This is a genomic window from Streptomyces coacervatus, from assembly GCF_029223485.1.
GTDB classification, from domain to species: Bacteria; Actinomycetota; Actinomycetes; order Streptomycetales; family Streptomycetaceae; genus Streptomyces; species Streptomyces coacervatus.
On sequence record NZ_JARHTP010000018.1, the window covers coordinates 132,559 to 146,593 of the forward strand.

General features: G+C 69.3%; 16 protein-coding genes. 7 read left to right on the forward strand and 9 right to left on the reverse strand.

The annotated features are described in order from the left end of the window. Positions 1–90 precede the first annotated feature (90 nt). A complete protein-coding gene (locus P2Q00_RS36620) occupies positions 91–348 on the forward strand; it encodes a Rossmann-fold NAD(P)-binding domain-containing protein (protein WP_275778345.1) in 258 nt (85 codons plus the stop codon). A 201-nt stretch (positions 349–549) separates the two neighbouring features. On the opposite strand, the gene P2Q00_RS36625 is transcribed toward P2Q00_RS36620, so the two are convergent. Genes P2Q00_RS36625 through P2Q00_RS36635 form a run of 3 tightly spaced genes read right to left on the reverse strand, consistent with a single transcriptional unit; the run spans position 550 to position 3,321 of the window. Next, positions 550–1,236 (reverse strand): GntR family transcriptional regulator, encoded by a 687-nt coding sequence (locus tag P2Q00_RS36625; protein ID WP_275778347.1) that lies wholly within the window; start codon positions 1,234–1,236, stop codon positions 550–552. 31 nt (positions 1,237–1,267) lie between these two features. Next, positions 1,268–2,002 (reverse strand): cysteate racemase, encoded by a 735-nt coding sequence (gene cuyB, locus P2Q00_RS36630; protein WP_275778348.1) that lies wholly within the window; start codon positions 2,000–2,002, stop codon positions 1,268–1,270. Continuing rightward, entirely contained in the window at positions 1,999–3,321 is a 1,323-nt protein-coding gene (locus P2Q00_RS36635) for a dicarboxylate/amino acid:cation symporter (RefSeq protein ID WP_275778350.1), read from the reverse strand. Before P2Q00_RS36635 ends, cuyB begins: the two co-directional genes overlap by 4 nt. A 106-nt stretch (positions 3,322–3,427) precedes the next feature. Here P2Q00_RS36635 and P2Q00_RS36640 point away from each other — a divergent pair, with 106 nt between their 5' ends. Next, entirely contained in the window at positions 3,428–4,852 is a 1,425-nt protein-coding gene (locus P2Q00_RS36640) for an aspartate ammonia-lyase (protein ID WP_275778352.1), read from the forward strand. A 173-nt stretch (positions 4,853–5,025) separates the two neighbouring features. Here P2Q00_RS36640 and P2Q00_RS36645 read toward each other — a convergent pair whose 3' ends face one another. The 4 genes from P2Q00_RS36645 to P2Q00_RS36660 form a co-directional block, all read right to left on the reverse strand. Beyond that, entirely contained in the window at positions 5,026–5,277 is a 252-nt protein-coding gene (locus P2Q00_RS36645) for a hypothetical protein (protein WP_275778354.1), read from the reverse strand. Between the two features lie 86 nt (positions 5,278–5,363). Continuing rightward, positions 5,364–5,843: a MarR family winged helix-turn-helix transcriptional regulator gene (locus P2Q00_RS36650; protein ID WP_275778356.1), complete on the reverse strand. Its 480-nt coding sequence runs from the start codon at positions 5,841–5,843 to the stop codon at positions 5,364–5,366. A gap of 11 nt (positions 5,844–5,854) precedes the next feature. Continuing rightward, on the reverse strand, positions 5,855–6,916 hold the full coding sequence (locus tag P2Q00_RS36655) for an alkene reductase (protein WP_275778358.1): 1,062 nt from the start codon (positions 6,914–6,916) through the stop codon (positions 5,855–5,857). 83 nt (positions 6,917–6,999) lie between these two features. Further along, positions 7,000–7,905, reverse strand: a complete 906-nt coding sequence (locus P2Q00_RS36660) for an NADP-dependent oxidoreductase (protein ID WP_275778360.1) — start codon at positions 7,903–7,905, stop codon at positions 7,000–7,002. A 336-nt stretch (positions 7,906–8,241) separates the two neighbouring features. On the opposite strand from P2Q00_RS36660, the gene P2Q00_RS36665 reads away from it, so the two are divergent. Together P2Q00_RS36665 and P2Q00_RS36670 are read left to right on the forward strand one after the other, a co-directional pair. After that, the gene (locus tag P2Q00_RS36665) at positions 8,242–8,457 is read left to right on the forward strand and encodes a type II toxin-antitoxin system VapB family antitoxin (RefSeq protein ID WP_275778361.1); all 216 of its coding nucleotides are present in this window, start codon (positions 8,242–8,244) and stop codon (positions 8,455–8,457) included. Next, entirely contained in the window at positions 8,454–8,876 is a 423-nt protein-coding gene (locus tag P2Q00_RS36670; protein ID WP_275778362.1) for a PIN domain nuclease, read from the forward strand. The genes P2Q00_RS36665 and P2Q00_RS36670 overlap by 4 nt, the downstream gene beginning before the upstream one ends. 540 nt (positions 8,877–9,416) lie before the next feature. Here P2Q00_RS36670 and P2Q00_RS36675 read toward each other — a convergent pair. Beyond that, positions 9,417–10,322, reverse strand: coding sequence for a serine/threonine-protein kinase (locus tag P2Q00_RS36675; protein WP_275778363.1), 906 nt, complete (start codon positions 10,320–10,322; stop codon positions 9,417–9,419). A 145-nt stretch (positions 10,323–10,467) separates the two neighbouring features. On the opposite strand from P2Q00_RS36675, the gene P2Q00_RS36680 reads away from it, so the two are divergent. The 3 genes from P2Q00_RS36680 (at position 10,468) to P2Q00_RS36690 (ending at position 12,627) form a co-directional block, all read left to right on the forward strand. Next, a complete protein-coding gene (locus P2Q00_RS36680) occupies positions 10,468–10,983 on the forward strand; it encodes an RNA polymerase sigma factor (RefSeq protein WP_275778364.1) in 516 nt (171 codons plus the stop codon). Between the two features lie 211 nt (positions 10,984–11,194). Continuing rightward, positions 11,195–11,791: a hypothetical protein gene (locus P2Q00_RS36685; protein WP_275778366.1), complete on the forward strand. Its 597-nt coding sequence runs from the start codon at positions 11,195–11,197 to the stop codon at positions 11,789–11,791. 137 nt (positions 11,792–11,928) lie between these two features. Beyond that, positions 11,929–12,627 (forward strand): hypothetical protein, encoded by a 699-nt coding sequence (locus tag P2Q00_RS36690; protein WP_275778368.1) that lies wholly within the window; start codon positions 11,929–11,931, stop codon positions 12,625–12,627. Between the two features lie 345 nt (positions 12,628–12,972). Here the strand turns inward: P2Q00_RS36690 and P2Q00_RS36695 are convergent, their stop codons facing one another. Further along, entirely contained in the window at positions 12,973–13,932 is a 960-nt protein-coding gene (locus P2Q00_RS36695) for a LysR family transcriptional regulator (protein WP_275778370.1), read from the reverse strand. Between the last annotated feature and the right edge of the window lie 103 nt (positions 13,933–14,035).

Sequence of the window (14,035 nt, forward strand, 5' to 3'; positions counted from 1 at the left end):
CCTGATCGCCGGTGCCGCCGACGAGATCGGTGGTGTGCGCACTCGCTCCGCCAGGCCGGCGCCGAGGTCTTCGTCGGTGACCTACTCACCATGGCCGACGTGACCGCCGCGCTGAAGGGGGTGCGGCGCATCTACTTCAGCATGAGCCTGTCGCCGTACTACACCGACGCCGTGAGCCTGATGGGCGCGGGGGCGCGGGCCCAGGGCGACATCGAGGTGTTCGTCGACATCTCCGAGTACGAGCAGTCGTTCATGACGTTCGACAAGATGACCGCACCGGAGGAAGAACGGCGCGCGTGGCTCGGCGGACTCATCGCCAACTGGTCGCCGCAGCAACGGGCCCACTGAGTCGCCGAGCAGGTGCTGGACCGGTCCGGCCTCCCGACCGTCAACATCCGCGGAGCCATGTTCGTGGAGAAACCACGCAAGCGCCGTCGCTTCCCAAGCTGAGAGCGCGAGTTCGATTCTCGTCACCCGCTCCAGGCGAAACCCCCGGGTCGACGACCCGGGGGTTTTGTCGTCTGGATCGGTTGGCGGGATGCGCGCCGTTCAGCCAGTCGCTGCTTCGGCGAACTGGTTGGTGTCGAAGAGCTCGTTGATGTGGCCGCCGAGTTCGGACCAGTGGTGGCCGGAGAGTTCGGCGGCGGCGCGGGCGTCGCCGCCGCCGCAGACGGTGATGAGTTCGTCGTGGTGCTCGATGGTGTTGCGGCCGCCGAGCAGGGTGGAGAACTTGCGGTAGAGGATGCGGTGGATCTGCGGGTGGAGCTGGTCGACGATCCGGCTGAGCACGGGGTTGTCCGCGGCCCCGATGGGCACGGCGTGGAAGCGGTCGTCGGCGGCGAGCGCGGCGGTGACGTCGTTGGCGGCGACGGCCCGTTCGAAGTCCCGGTTGGCCTCGCGCATGCGGTGCAGGTCCTGCTCGGTCATGACCGGGACCGCCGTCTCGAGGGCGAGTTGGTCCAGGGAGCGCAGGACGGCGAGGGTCTTTTCGACGTCGCGCCGGTTGAGGGTGGTGATACGGGTGTAAACGCCGGGTTTCGCTTCAACCAGGCCGATGTCGGCGAGCCGGGCGAGCGCCTCGCGCACCGGGGTACGGCTGAGGCCGAGGCGCTCGGCGAGCTCGCCGTCCTTGACCTTCTCACCGGGGACGAGTTCGCCGCGCACGATGGAGTCGCGGAGGCGTTCGAAGACCTCGTCACTGAGGAGACGGCGAGAGACAGGGCGGTCAAGTGACATATTGCGTACAGTACATCGCTCCTCCGTCGCCCTATTCGGTTCTTCCCTTTGCCCTGGCCCGGCGGACCAGCGCCTGGGCCAGGACGAGCGCCGGGTCGACGAGGGGGACCTCCACGGCGTCGGCGGGCAGGCCGAGGGGGATCTCGGTGCAGCCGGCGATCACCGCCTGCGCGCCCTGCCCGGTCAGGCGCCGTGCGGCGCGGGTCAGGAGCGCGGTCGTCCCGTCGTTGCGGGTGCCCGCCTTCACCGCGTGGATGGCGGTCATGACCTCGGCGTCCTGGGCTGCGGCGTCGGGGAGCACCATGCGGATACCGAACCGGTCCAGCCACTCCTGGTAGAGGCCGGCCCGGACGGTGCCGGTCGTGGCCAGCAGGCCCGCCGTGTGGATACGGGGGCTCAGCGTGGCGAGATGCCGGGCGACCTCGCCGATCATGTGGACGATGGGCAGGCCCACATGGTCGGCGATGCGCGGCACGAAAGCGTGCGCGGTGTTGCAGGGGATGGCGATCACGGTGGCGCCCGCCTCGCGCAGGACGCGGCTGCCGTCGAGGAGCCAGGGGGTGGGGTCGGGGCCGTTGCCCAGCAGGGCCTCGGTGCGGTCAGGGATGGTGGGGTCGGACCAGATGACCGTACGAAGGTGGTCCTGGTCGCTGCTGCCGGGGGTGGTCGCGACGAGCTTGGCGTAGAAGTCGGCGGTGGCCGCCGGGCCCATGCCACCGAGGATCCCGATGATCTCGCCGGTGTCCGTGCGGGTGCCGGTGGTCACTGGGCGGGTTCCTTCTCCAGGGACGTGGCCTCGGGCTCAGCCGGGGTGTCAGGGGTGCCGTGCTCGGCTTCGCGCCGCTTCTCGGAGCTGTCGACGACCGCGGCCGCGAGGGAGTTTCCGACGACGTTCACACCGGTGCGGGCCATGTCGACGATGAAGTCGACGCCGAGCAGCAGGGCGATGCCTTCGGCGGGCAGGCCGATGGAGTTGCCGGCGGCGATGAGGACGACGATGGACGCGGAGGCGACGCCGGCCATGCCCTTGGAGAGGATCACCAGCACGCCGACCATGAGGAGCAGGGCGGGCAGGGAGGTGTCGGCGCCGTAGGCGTTGGCCAGGAAGGTCAGGGCAGCCGCCTGGTAGAGGACGGAGCCGTCGGTGTTGAAGGAGTAGCCGAGGGGGACGACGAAGGAGGTCGTGGAGCGGCTGAGGCCGAACTCCTCCAACCTGCCCATCAGCGGGGCCAGTACGGACTCCGAGCTGCGGGTGACGAAGGCGATGCCGGCCAGTCCCGCGATCGACTTCAGCAGCTCGACGTAGCGGATCCGGTAGATCGCGGCGATCAGCGGGAACAGCACGCCCACGACGATGGCCAGCCCCGCGTAGACCACGGCGATGAAGCCGAGCAGGCTGCGCAGGTTGCCGAAACCGTAGTACGCGACGTCGTAGGAGATGAAGCCGAGCACGCCCAGCGGCGCGACCCGGATGACGTAGCCGACGACCTTGAACATCACCGCGGCGACAGACTCCAGGACGGCGGCGAAGGGCTCGGACTTCTCCCCGATCGCGGCCATCGCGACGCCCACGAGCAGGGCGAAGACGATCGCGCCGAGCAGATTGCCCTCGCCGAACGCGGCGAAGATGTTCTTCGGTACGGCGTGCAGGACCAGCTCGTGGAAGTCGATGCCCTGACTCAGGCCGGCCAGGTCCTTGGCGTCGGCCGCGTGGACGGGAGCGCCCTTGCCGATGCCCGTGAGCTTGGCCAGGCCCACCGCGATCAGCAGGATGACGGTGGTGACGAGCTCGAAGTAGAGGATGGCCTTGCCGGCGATACGGCCGACCTTCTTGACCGACTCCATGCGGGCAATGCCCAGCACGATGAGCGGGAAGACCAGGGGCAGGACGACGACCTGCACCAGGTTCAGGAACACGTCGCCGAGGATCTTCATCTGCTCGCCCGCGGACGGGGCGAAGGTTCCGATGAGAGCGCCGAGACCTACGGCGATGACCGACTGGATGCCGATCGGCATCCGCAGACATCGCCGCCAGAGGGTTGGGGAGGCGTTTGTGCCGGTGGGGCGGGGGTGAGCGGTGTCCATGAGACTCCTGCCATATGCAATATATTGCGTTCTGCGTGTTGGCCGGTAACACTGGGGCCGGAGGCGGTGGCCTGTCAAGAGGTGCCGCAAGAACGAGGAGCAGCACATGGCGCAGGCCACACGCATCGAGCACGACCTGATCGGGGACAAGGAGGTCCCCGTCGGCGCCTACTACGGCGTGCACACCGTGCGGGCCGTGGAGAACTTCACGATCACCGGGTCGACCATCGCCCAGTTCCCCGAGCTGATCGCGGCGCTGGCGGCGGTCAAGCAGGCGGCCACGCGAGCCAACCGCGACCTCGGACTGCTCCCCCCGGGCATCGCCGGGGCGATCATCGACGCGTGCGAGGAGATCCGCGCCGGGCGGCTCATCGAGGAGTTCGTCGTCGACCCCGTCCAGGGCGGCGCCGGTACCTCCACGAACATGAACGCCAACGAGGTCATCGCCAACCGGGCCCTGGAGATCCTCGGCCACCCCCGCGGCCACTACGACGTGATCCACCCCCTGGACCACGTCAACCTCGGCCAGAGCACCAACGACGTCTACCCCACCGCCGTACGCCTGGCCCTGGTCGCCTCACTGCGCCGGCTGGGTGACTCCCTGGGGGCGCTGGCCACGGCGTTCACGGAGAAGGCGGCCGAGTTCAGTGACGTACTGAAGATGGGCCGCACCCAGCTCCAGGACGCCGTACCCATGACGCTGGGCCAGGAGTTCAGCACGTACGCCGTCATGATCGAGGAGGACCGCCTGCGTCTCACCGAGGCCGCGGCCCTGCTGCTGGAGTCCAACCTCGGCGGCACCGCGATCGGCACCGGCATCAACGGCCACCCCGACTACGCCGAACTCGCCTGCGCATACCTCGCCGACATCAGCGGCGAAGGCGTCCGCCCCGCGGGCGACTTCATCGAAGCCACCCAGGACTGCGGCGCCTTCGTTCAACTGTCCGGTGTCCTCAAGCGAGTCGCCGTGAAGCTCTCCAAGACCTGCAACGACCTGCGCCTGACCTCCTCCGGCCCGACCGCCGGGCTCGGCGAGATCAACCTGCCGCCGGTACAGGCGGGTTCGTCGATCATGCCCGGCAAGGTCAACCCGGTGATCCCCGAGGTCGTCAACCAGGTCGCCTTCGAGGTCATCGGCAACGACCTGACCGTCACCATGGCCGCCGAGGCCGGACAGCTCCAGCTCAACGCCTTCGAACCCGTCATCGCCTACAGCCTGTTGCGCTCCCTGGCCCACCTCCGCGCCGCCTGCGACACCCTCGCCACCCGCTGCGTCCCCGGCATCACCGCCAACCGCGAACACCTCCACGACAGCGTCCACCGCTCCGTCGGGCTGGTCACCGCACTCACCCCGCACATCGGCTACGCCGCCTCCACCGCCCTCGCCCGCCAGGCCCTGGCCACCGGCCGCCCCGTCAAGGACCTCGCCGCCGAGGCCGGCCTCCTCAGCACCGACCAACTGGACACGATCCTGCGAGCGGAGAACCTCACCGGGCACTCCGCCCGGCCCTCTGCGGCGGCCGCTCCGTGACAAGTCTGGCCGCCGTTCGTCGAAGCCCTGCCCACAGCATGCCCGTAAGAGCGGACAACCACGGTCAACAGCGGTGCGATCCGACCCGCGCGACCACCCCAAGCGCAAGGTATCTGTGCACGTCAGAGCCATACGGCGATCGCGCCCGGCGGCGAGATGGGGACGCGGGCCTGTCACCGGTGCTGTGCGGTGCGCAGCTCGTCGGTGAACGGGGCGAGGGCCTCCTGGGCCGTGGGGACGGGGCCGAACAGCTGCTCCTGGCGACGGGGGTCGGCGACGTAGCGTCCGGGGCGCCCGCGTGCCGGGGGCTGATGGAGGCGGGCCATGGGGCGGATCCGCAGTGCGCCTCGCCGCCACGTGCCGCGTCCGAAGGCAGCCGCGACGGGGTGGGTGACATGGCCGACCTGAAGGTGGTCGCGCCGCATGCGGGACGGTGTGCACTCCAGTCCGCGTGCCTCTTTTCACGTGTGGTGTGGTGTGGCGTACGCGGGCTTGGGGTGCACACCGGGAGTCATGCGGACTCTTCTTGCGGCAGCGCGCGGCTGCCGATTGCCTCGGTGATGGCGTGGGCGATCTGGACGAAGGACTCCGCCTGCTGCTCCGACAGATTCCGGGCGGAGGTCTCCTCCAGGGCCTGCCACAGGGCCGCGATGGGCTCGCGCATCGCCCGGCCCTTGTCGGTGAGATGGACCACCATGACGCGCCGGTCGTGTGCGGCCGGCTCGCGAACGACCAGGCCGGCGTCCTGCATGCGGCGTAGCGCCTTGGAGATGGTGGAGTGGTCCACACCGACGCTTTCGAGCAGCTCGGACTGGGACTGACCGTCCCGGTCCAGGAGCTGCATCAGCAGCAGTTCCTGTCCGGGATGCAGGTCCATCTCGCGCAGCAGGGTGGCGGCGTGGGCGCGGTGGGCGCGGGCGAGTTGGAAGATCGCGTAGCTCATCGGTCCTGCGCCGGCCGTCGTGGGGATGCGGGGTCCGGGGGTGGGCATGGTTCGGTTCCTCAGACGGTGTGGTTGGGGTAGTCGGTGTAGCCGGCCGCTCCGCCGCCGTAGAAGGTCGGCGGGTCGGGGGTGTTCAGCGGCGCGCCGGCGCGGAGCCGCTCGACCAGGTCGGGGTTGGCGAGCGCGAGGGCGCCGACGGAGACCAGGTCGGCCGTGCCGCCCGCGATGTCCTTGGCGCGGGCGGGCAGGTCGGTGCCGCCCCGGTTGAGGATCAGCGTGGTCGGCCACAGCGCGCGCAGGGTGCCCAGCAGCTCCTCGTCGCCGGTGTGCATCACGTGGAGGTAGGCGAGGCCGACCGGGTCGAGGGCGCGCAGGAGCGCCGGATACAGCTCGGCGGTGTCGGACTCGGCGATGTCGTTGTAGGGGTTGCCGGGGGAGATACGCAGGCCGGTGCGCTCGGCGCCGATCTCGTCGGCCACCGCGGCGGCGACCTCGACGGCGAAGCGGATACGGTCCTCGATCGAGCCGCCGTAGCCGTCGGTGCGCTGGTTGGTGTTGTCGGACAGGAACTGGTGCACCAGGTAGCCGTTGGCGCCGTGGATCTCCACGCCGTCGGCGCCTGCCGCGACGGCGGCCGCTGCGGCACGGCGGAAGTCCTCGACGGTCGCCGCGACCTCCTGTGTGGACAGAGCACGAGGCGTCGGCATCTCTTGGGGCCCGGACGCGGTGAACATCACGCCCTGCGGCCGGATCGCGGAGGGGGCGACCGGCCGACGCCCGTGGGGGGTGTTGTCGGGGTGGGCGATGCGTCCGGTGTGCATCAGCTGGATGACGATCCGACCGTCGGCCGCATGCACGGCGTCGGTGACCTTGCGCCAGCCGGCGATCTGCTCGTCGTTGTGGATGCCGGGGGTCAGGAGGTAGCCCTGGCCGTCGGCGGAAGGCTGGGTTCCCTCGGTGATGACGAGCGCGTGCGAGGCCCGCTGGGCGTAGTACTCGGCGTTCAGCTCGGTCGGTACGCCTTCAGGTGTGGAGCGGTCACGGGTCATGGGGGCCATGACCAGGCGGTGCGGCAGAGACATGCCGCCAAGGGTGGTCGGCGTCCACAGGGAATCCAGCATGAGGCGGTCCTTCGGTAGGGCTGTGACCGGCCGGTCACCGAAAACGCAGCAGGTGGTCGTGCGGAGGCGGTGGGCGGGTGTGCTCAGTCGACGGTCAGGACGAGCTTGCCCCGCACGTGCCCGGCGTCGCTGACCTGCTGGGCCGTGGCCGCCTGGCCGAGCGGGTAGGCGGTGACGGTGGTGACGACCTTGCCCGCCGCGGCGTCCTGGGCCAGGGCGGCCAGGCGGGCGGTCGAGCGCTCCTGGGACCCCTGGGAGAAGGTGATGCCCAGCTGCCGTGCACCGAAGTCGGCGATGGTGACGATGCGCTCGGTGCCGCCCCGCAGGGTGATGGAGTCCTCCAGGGCGCCCTTCCCGGCCAGATCGAACACCGCGTCAACGCCGTCGGGGGCCAGCGCCTGCACCCGCTCGACCAGGCGCTCGCCGTACACGGTCGCGGTGGCGCCGAGCGAGGTGAGGTAGTCCTGGTTGGAGGGGCCCGCGGTGGCAATCACGCGCGCTCCGCGGGCCGTGGCGAGCTGGACCGCCAGGGTGCCCACCGCTCCGGAGGCGCCGTGCATCAGCACGGTCTCCCCGGCGGCCACCCCCAGCAAGTTCAGGACCCGCTCGGCCGTCTCGCCGGCCACCGGCAGCGCGACCGCGTGCTGCCAGTCGAGGCCGGCGGGCTTGGGGGCCACGGTGGTGGCCAGCGCGTACTGGGCGTACGAGCCGGTGTCCGACCAGCCCAGCACCTCATCGCCGACGTGGACGTCGCTCACGCCCTCACCCAGGGCGTCCACCACGCCGGCGAGCTCGCCACCGGGGACGGCGGGGAGGGTCGTCGGGCGGACGGTCTCCAGCATCCCGGAGCGGATCTTGCCGTCCAGCGCGTTCAGCCCGGCGGCCTTCACGCGGACCCGGACCTGGCCGGGGCCGGGCTGCGGGACCTCGATGTCCGCCTCGTGCAGCACGTCCGGGCCGCCGAACTGGTCGAAAACGATTGCTTTCATGATGACTCCATTCGCTTCGGCCACCAAAAGCGTGGCTGGCCACATAATCAAGGTAACAGCAATCATGTGGCTAGCCAAGTAATGGCGGACAGGGGCGAAGGCAGCCACCTCGCCTCGCTTCGGGGTGCGCCGACCACTTGCATGGCCGACCACGTGTGGGGTCGGTGTGGACCGAGCCGCCCCGCCCTGCCGGCGCCGGCACCGAACCCGTCCGGGCACGTCCGCCTCCGGTCGCCCGCGCGGCGCCCGGCTGATCGCCCTGCTCCGGTAGCCCAACCCGTCGTCTATCGCCTACGATATAAAAGATGGCTGCGATGATATCAAGGGAGATGGCCGATGAGTCGAACCGTGATCGACCTCGATGATCAACTGCTCGCGGAGGTGGCCAAGGCCCTCGGTACCAGCACCAAGAAGGAGACGGTGAACACCGCGCTCCGCGAGGTGCTGGAGAACCGGCGGCGGGCCCTGGCGCTCACCCGCCTGCGGGCGTCGGCGGAAGAGGGCGCCTTCGACCTCGACCTCTTTGAGAACAAGGGGAACTACCGCCGGTGAACGCCGCGCAATACCTCATCGACACCAGTGCGCTCGCCCGACTGCTGCGCGGCGACGCCGAGCAGTACGGATGGGACCAGGCGGCAGCCGCCGGGCTCATCGCCACCTGCCCCATCACCGAGCTGGAGTTCTTCTACAGCGCGCGTTCCCCTGCCGACCGCGCACAAGGCATCGAAGACATGCGCCTGGTCTTCGGCTGGGTGCCGGTCGACGACCGCGCCTACGACCGCGCCTGGCGGGTCCAGGAGGTTCTCACCCAGCGCGGACAGCACCGCAGCGCCGGGGCCGTCGATCTGGTGGTGGCCGCCACGGCCGAGTTGCAGGGGCTCACTCTGCTGCACCGCGACCGGGACTTCGAGTGCATCGCCGCCGTCACCGGCCAGGCACTCCAGTGGTACGGCCCTGAAGCAGGCAAGTGAGCCAGGTGCAGGCAGGCCGCTTCGCCGGATGGCTCTCCACTCGCGAAGCGCTCCCCGAGCCGGACATGCGAGACAGCCGAGCCGCGAGCGGAGCCCGTTCACTCAGGCGCTCGGCCCGCCGCGCTTCGGAGCCGTGCCCACAGCGTGCCCGTAAGAACGGACAACCACGGTCAACAGCGGCGCGAACCAGTTCTCGCGAGGCGGCCGCTACGCCACATAAGTGCAGGTCAACGATCACATGACCTTCCAAGCACCGTCGCTTCCCAAGCTGAGAGCGCGAGTTCGACTCTCGTCACCCGCTCCATTTGAAACCCCAGGTCAGTGGCCTGGGGTTGTTGCTTCACTGCAGCTCCGTCGGCGCCTTTGTCGCCGCCACGCAGTCGAAAGATTGGGCACGCGGTGGGTACGCTCGCGTGCCTCCCGGTCACCGGGATCGGCATCGGCGATGCGCCGCAGCGGATCGGCTCTGCGCTCTGCCGATCCGCCGGGGCCTCGGAGTCACGGGGGGGGACCCTTGTGGGGCCCGGCCACGATCCGAGTTCAGCGGAGCAACCATGTCAGCACCGTTGTCATCAGGAACACGGCGACCGCCGCAAGCCAGACCACAAGCCGTGTCGGCCCCGAAGGTCTGGGCGCCCGGTCGTCTTCCCCCCGTGACAGCAGTGCATCCGCGAACGCCTGCGCGGTTTGCGGTCGTTCCTCGGGTTCTACGGACAGCGCTGCACGAAGAAGTGTTGCGATGCCGTCCGGAACCCCGAGCTCTCTGGGAATCGTCGGCAACGATGACGTCGATGTCCGCTGCGGCACAAGGACTGCGCGACCGCCCGTACCGAACGGCTTGTGCCCGGTCAACAGCTCGAACGCGACGACACCGAGGGCGTACACGTCGGCTCGACCGTCGAACCCGCCGGTCTGGAAGGCCTGTTCGGGTGCCATGTACGCGGGAGTGCCGGTGGTCACGGTCAGCCCCGACGCGTCAGCCAGTTGCTTCGCGCTGCCGAGGTCCGCGACAAGTACGGCAATGGGTGTGCGGTCGGCGTGGAGGAGGAGGTTCGACGGCTTGATGTCGCGGTGGATGACGCCTGCTTCATGGAGCACCTGAACGGCGTACCCGGCCTCGGCCGCCAACTGGAGGGCCTCCGCAGGCCGACAGTGCCCTATCTTCTCGGCCAGAGTGCCGCCCCGGACGTAGTCCATGACGAAGTACGGTCGGTCGTCCTGGACACCGACGTCGTGAACACGCACGACACGTGGGCTGGAGATCCTGCGGAGCAGCCTCGCCTCCGCCAGAAAGCGTTGTCGCACATCGGCGTTCGAAGCCCAGTTGTCGGCCAGCACCTTGACCGCGACATCGGTGTCGAGCTCGGGGTCGTATGCCTTCCAGACAGTGGCGAACGAACCGGCTCCCAGCCTGTCCTCAAGGAGATAACGACCTAGCTTCTGCATGCGGCAACATTTTCCCTGAGGCGATGCGGCGGATACGGCGGATACGGTGGATGGGGCTGGGAACTACTGTGCGACCCTGTGGGGTCCAGGTCGGACGATATCGGGGGACAGCAGGGTGTTCGAAAAGGATGAGCTGACGCAGCTCGTGACGTCTGCCCAGGCCGGTGACCGGGCGTCCCTGGACCGCCTCCTCGTCAGGCTTCGGCCCACGGTCATGCGCCGCTGCTCCAGGTTTCTTCCGCACCACGCCGACGCCGAAGAGGCCGCGCAGGATGCCCTGTTGTCCATCAGCACACATCTGCACGAGTACACCGGGCGAGGCTCGTTCCTCGGTTGGGTGACCGTGATCTCGTCGAACGCCGCCAGGGCCACGTATCGCTCGATGCGCCGGCGCGCGGAGGACAGTCATGCGGTCGTTCCCGACGGGATCGACCCTCGGACGACGAGCGTCATCGCGGGGACCCGCCTGGACCTGATGGAATCGCTCGCCGCACTGGAGGAGCGGCACCCGGCCCTGGTGGAGTCCTTCGTGCTCCGTGATCTCGGCGATCTGACCTATCTTCAGGTCGCCGAGATCACCGACGCTCCGCTGGGCACGGTCAAGGACCGCATCCATCAGGCTCGCCGCTTCATGCGCGACCGTCTCGGCGGTGGCTTCTGAGACGCCCCGGCTCTCCGCTTCCGAACGGCATCAGCTCGACCGGTGGCCGGGGGGTGCTGCCGTGCGGGGTCGGACGATCGTCGTCATCCTGGCGGTAGCCGCCGGACTCGGTCTGCTGACCGGCCGGTTCGTCCTGCCTCCGCCCTCTGCTCCGGCTACCCCGAAGGTAACGCCAGGCGCCGCGGCCTCCTCGTCGGGTAACAGCTCTCCCATGCCGAAACCCGCGAGCGGCCCCATGACGAACCGGCACTTGTTGACAGCGGCCGAGTTCAGGAAGGTCGGCCTCTCCAAACCCATCTACGTGCGGGATCGCGTCGGAGACGGCAACTACGCCAACGCGGTCTGCACCGGCGAGAAGACCCTCGGCGAGACCCTGGGATCGTACGGCGCGCACTTCCGCGGGTTGGCGACGAGCAAGGACACAGGCAACGACGACCCCACCACGGCGGCGAACAGCGAAAATCAGGTCGCACGCGAAGTCGCCGACGACGCCGGAAGCCGGGCACTGGCCCAGAACTTCGCCGAACGGCTGCTGTTGGAGGAAGTGCCGTGCCAGAGCGAACCGGCCACCCACTGGATCTACGGGCCGACGCACACGATCGACGTCGCTGCGGACATCACCGCGAGTTGGATGGGCGTGTACGACGGCGACCAGAACACCAAAGGGACCGCACCACGAGGCAAGGAGCCCTGTGGAGGCATCGCCGTACTCCGCAACGGCTCTCACTACGGGGTCCTGGAGGTGCATGCCTGCCTGGACACGGCCGCGATGACGCGGATCGTCCGTGCGGCCGTGACAAGGCTCTGAGACCACTCCCACCTTCCCGACTGATGTGATGTGGATCACATCAAACTCGGCAGGCCGCCGTCCAACATTCCCCGCGCCTCCGGCATCTCCCAGGTGTGCGACGACGCCAAACGCGTCGCGACCAGACAGGGGATGAGATGAACGACAACCAGGCAGCCGACAGGAAGTTCCCGCTTCGCCGTCGTACCGCAGGAGCAGCCGCCGCCGTCGGGGCCGCGCTGCTCGCGGTCGGGATCGGCGCGCTTCCCGCCGCCGGCGCGGACACGAGCGCTGCGAGCCGGTCGGCAACCGCGCTCACCGCCGCTGCTGCTGCCGCGCCCGGCCTCGGATCCGCCGCCCTGATGCAGAGTGACGACTTCTTCCAGCAGGGTCTGACCCCGGTCGGCGCGACCGTGAACCTGACCGGGAAGCAAGCTCTTTCGGCGTGCTCCGGCGAGGAGACGATGCGAGCACTGACCAAGGGGAAGGCCGCCGCCTATGCCGACGTGACCTGGGCCTTCGACACCAACCGCACCTCGCTGACCGAATCCGTCGCGGACGGTTCCACCGACACGTCGGCGGCCTCGTACGAGAAGCAGCTCAACAAGATGGTGCGCAGCTGCCAGGACGAGCCGCAAGGTCACTGGTACTACGGCAAGGGACACGCGCTCACCGTCAAGGCCGGCAACGGCAGTTGGTACCCGGCCTTCAACGGCGCCGGCAAGGTCGCCGGCGGCATCGCGGTGATCCGTAGTGGCCACAGGTTCGGCATCGTCGAACTCTCCGGCCAGCCCAGCGACGACCCCGGCTACATGGAAGGCATCACTGCCGGTGCCGTCAACCGACTGGCCCACTGACTGATCTCGCTGCGCCACGGCATGCCTCCTCGCGAAAAGGTGCTCTTCGGGGTGCTCGGACGTGAGGCGGCGGGTCTCTGCCACAAGTGAACAGACTCCTGACGGCAGCCGAGCAGCACCATGGGCGGGTGCTTCGGCAATGGCTTCTGCCGACCGATGCTCGCGCCCGGCCCTGGTGCCCCTCTGTCGGCGCGCACGGGCTCGCTGCTGTCTCTGGAGGCGGGCGGCGTGCCCATAGCGTGCCCTTCAGTGCGGACAACCACGGTCAGCAGCGGTGTCACCGGGTCCTCTCGTTCGATTCTCGTCACCCGCTCCATGCGCCCCCAGGTCATAAACCGCGACGGCTCAGAGGGCCTGCCGAACCGTAAGTTTCGGATGGTCGATGTCGGGGAGCCAGTCACGCTGCGGCGTGTAGTCCAGCCAGCGTCGGCTACGGCCGGCCTCGGTGAAGCCTCGTAGCAAGGTGTCGAGCAAGGGATGGCGGGAGGACTCGCGCCAGGCCAGCGACCACGCATACAGCGGTGTCGGCTCGACGAGCGGTATGCAGCGCAGGCGCGTGTGGTCCGGCAGCGGCGCGTCGGCGGGGAAGAGGGTGAAGCCGTCGGGTTCGGTGCGGAGGTGCTGCACAAGGTGGTCCAGGCCCAGATTGGGGCCATCGTGCCGCCGAGTGATCCGGAATTCGTCGGCGAAGCGGCCCAGGAAGTCCAGCCGACTCAGTTCGGCCGGGCACCACAACACGCTGCCGCGCAGGTCGGCCGGGCGCAGTGCGTGGGCGCCGGCCAGCGGGTGAGAGGGGCTGACCACCGCATCGACGGGTTCCAGCCGCACCAGCCGCTGAGTGAGTCCTGCGTCCCGGCCGTCGGGCAGTGGGTGCACCCGGCCGAATCCCAGGTCCGTGTCTCCGCGCAGCAACGCCCCCGCGACTGACGACCAGTCACGTCCTGGGCTCGGCTCCCACCGCACCGGGCCGAGTTCCTGAACCGCGTCGGCAACAGTGCGCATCGGCGCGTACAGATGCCCCCATGTGTCGATCCGTACGACCGGACCGGCGCCCGTCACCGCCGCGATCGCGCGCTCGCCCGCCACCAGCGCCTCACGCGCGGCCGGCAGGAACCGCTCCCCCGCCTCGCTCAGCCGGGTGCCGCCCTGGCGCTCGAACAACCGCACCGCCAGCAGCTTCTCCAGCCGCGCGATGCGCTTGGACAGCGCCTGCTGGCTGGTGTTCAGCTCGGCGGCGGCCCGCCCGAAGTGCAGCGTCCGGGCGGTCGCGACAAAAGCCCGGACCAGCGCGAGGTCGAGGTCCATGCTGCTGACCATATGCGACAACCCCAAGTTGTCGGCCAGGCAGCTTCGTTGTTGGCAGAGCCGCCCCTCCACACGGTCGGATGGTCCCAGAAGACACCACCGC

Coding starts and splice junctions, on each gene's coding strand:
- P2Q00_RS36650 (WP_275778356.1), bottom strand. CDS start 5,843: ATGCCCACCCCCGGACCCCGCATCCCCACGACGGCCGGCGCAGGACCG.
- P2Q00_RS36695 (WP_275778370.1), bottom strand. CDS start 13,932: ATGGACCTCGACCTCGCGCTGGTCCGGGCTTTTGTCGCGACCGCCCGG.
- P2Q00_RS36660 (WP_275778360.1), bottom strand. CDS start 7,905: ATGAAAGCAATCGTTTTCGACCAGTTCGGCGGCCCGGACGTGCTGCAC.
- P2Q00_RS36635 (WP_275778350.1), bottom strand. CDS start 3,321: ATGGACACCGCTCACCCCCGCCCCACCGGCACAAACGCCTCCCCAACC.
- P2Q00_RS36645 (WP_275778354.1), bottom strand. CDS start 5,277: ATGCGGCGCGACCACCTTCAGGTCGGCCATGTCACCCACCCCGTCGCG.
- P2Q00_RS36655 (WP_275778358.1), bottom strand. CDS start 6,916: ATGCTGGATTCCCTGTGGACGCCGACCACCCTTGGCGGCATGTCTCTG.
- P2Q00_RS36690 (WP_275778368.1), top strand. CDS start 11,929: ATGAACGACAACCAGGCAGCCGACAGGAAGTTCCCGCTTCGCCGTCGT.
- P2Q00_RS36625 (WP_275778347.1), bottom strand. CDS start 1,236: ATGTCACTTGACCGCCCTGTCTCTCGCCGTCTCCTCAGTGACGAGGTC.
- P2Q00_RS36620 (WP_275778345.1), top strand. CDS start 91: ATGGCCGACGTGACCGCCGCGCTGAAGGGGGTGCGGCGCATCTACTTC.
- P2Q00_RS36675 (WP_275778363.1), bottom strand. CDS start 10,322: ATGCAGAAGCTAGGTCGTTATCTCCTTGAGGACAGGCTGGGAGCCGGT.
- P2Q00_RS36665 (WP_275778361.1), top strand. CDS start 8,242: ATGAGTCGAACCGTGATCGACCTCGATGATCAACTGCTCGCGGAGGTG.
- P2Q00_RS36685 (WP_275778366.1), top strand. CDS start 11,195: ATGCCGAAACCCGCGAGCGGCCCCATGACGAACCGGCACTTGTTGACA.
- P2Q00_RS36640 (WP_275778352.1), top strand. CDS start 3,428: ATGGCGCAGGCCACACGCATCGAGCACGACCTGATCGGGGACAAGGAG.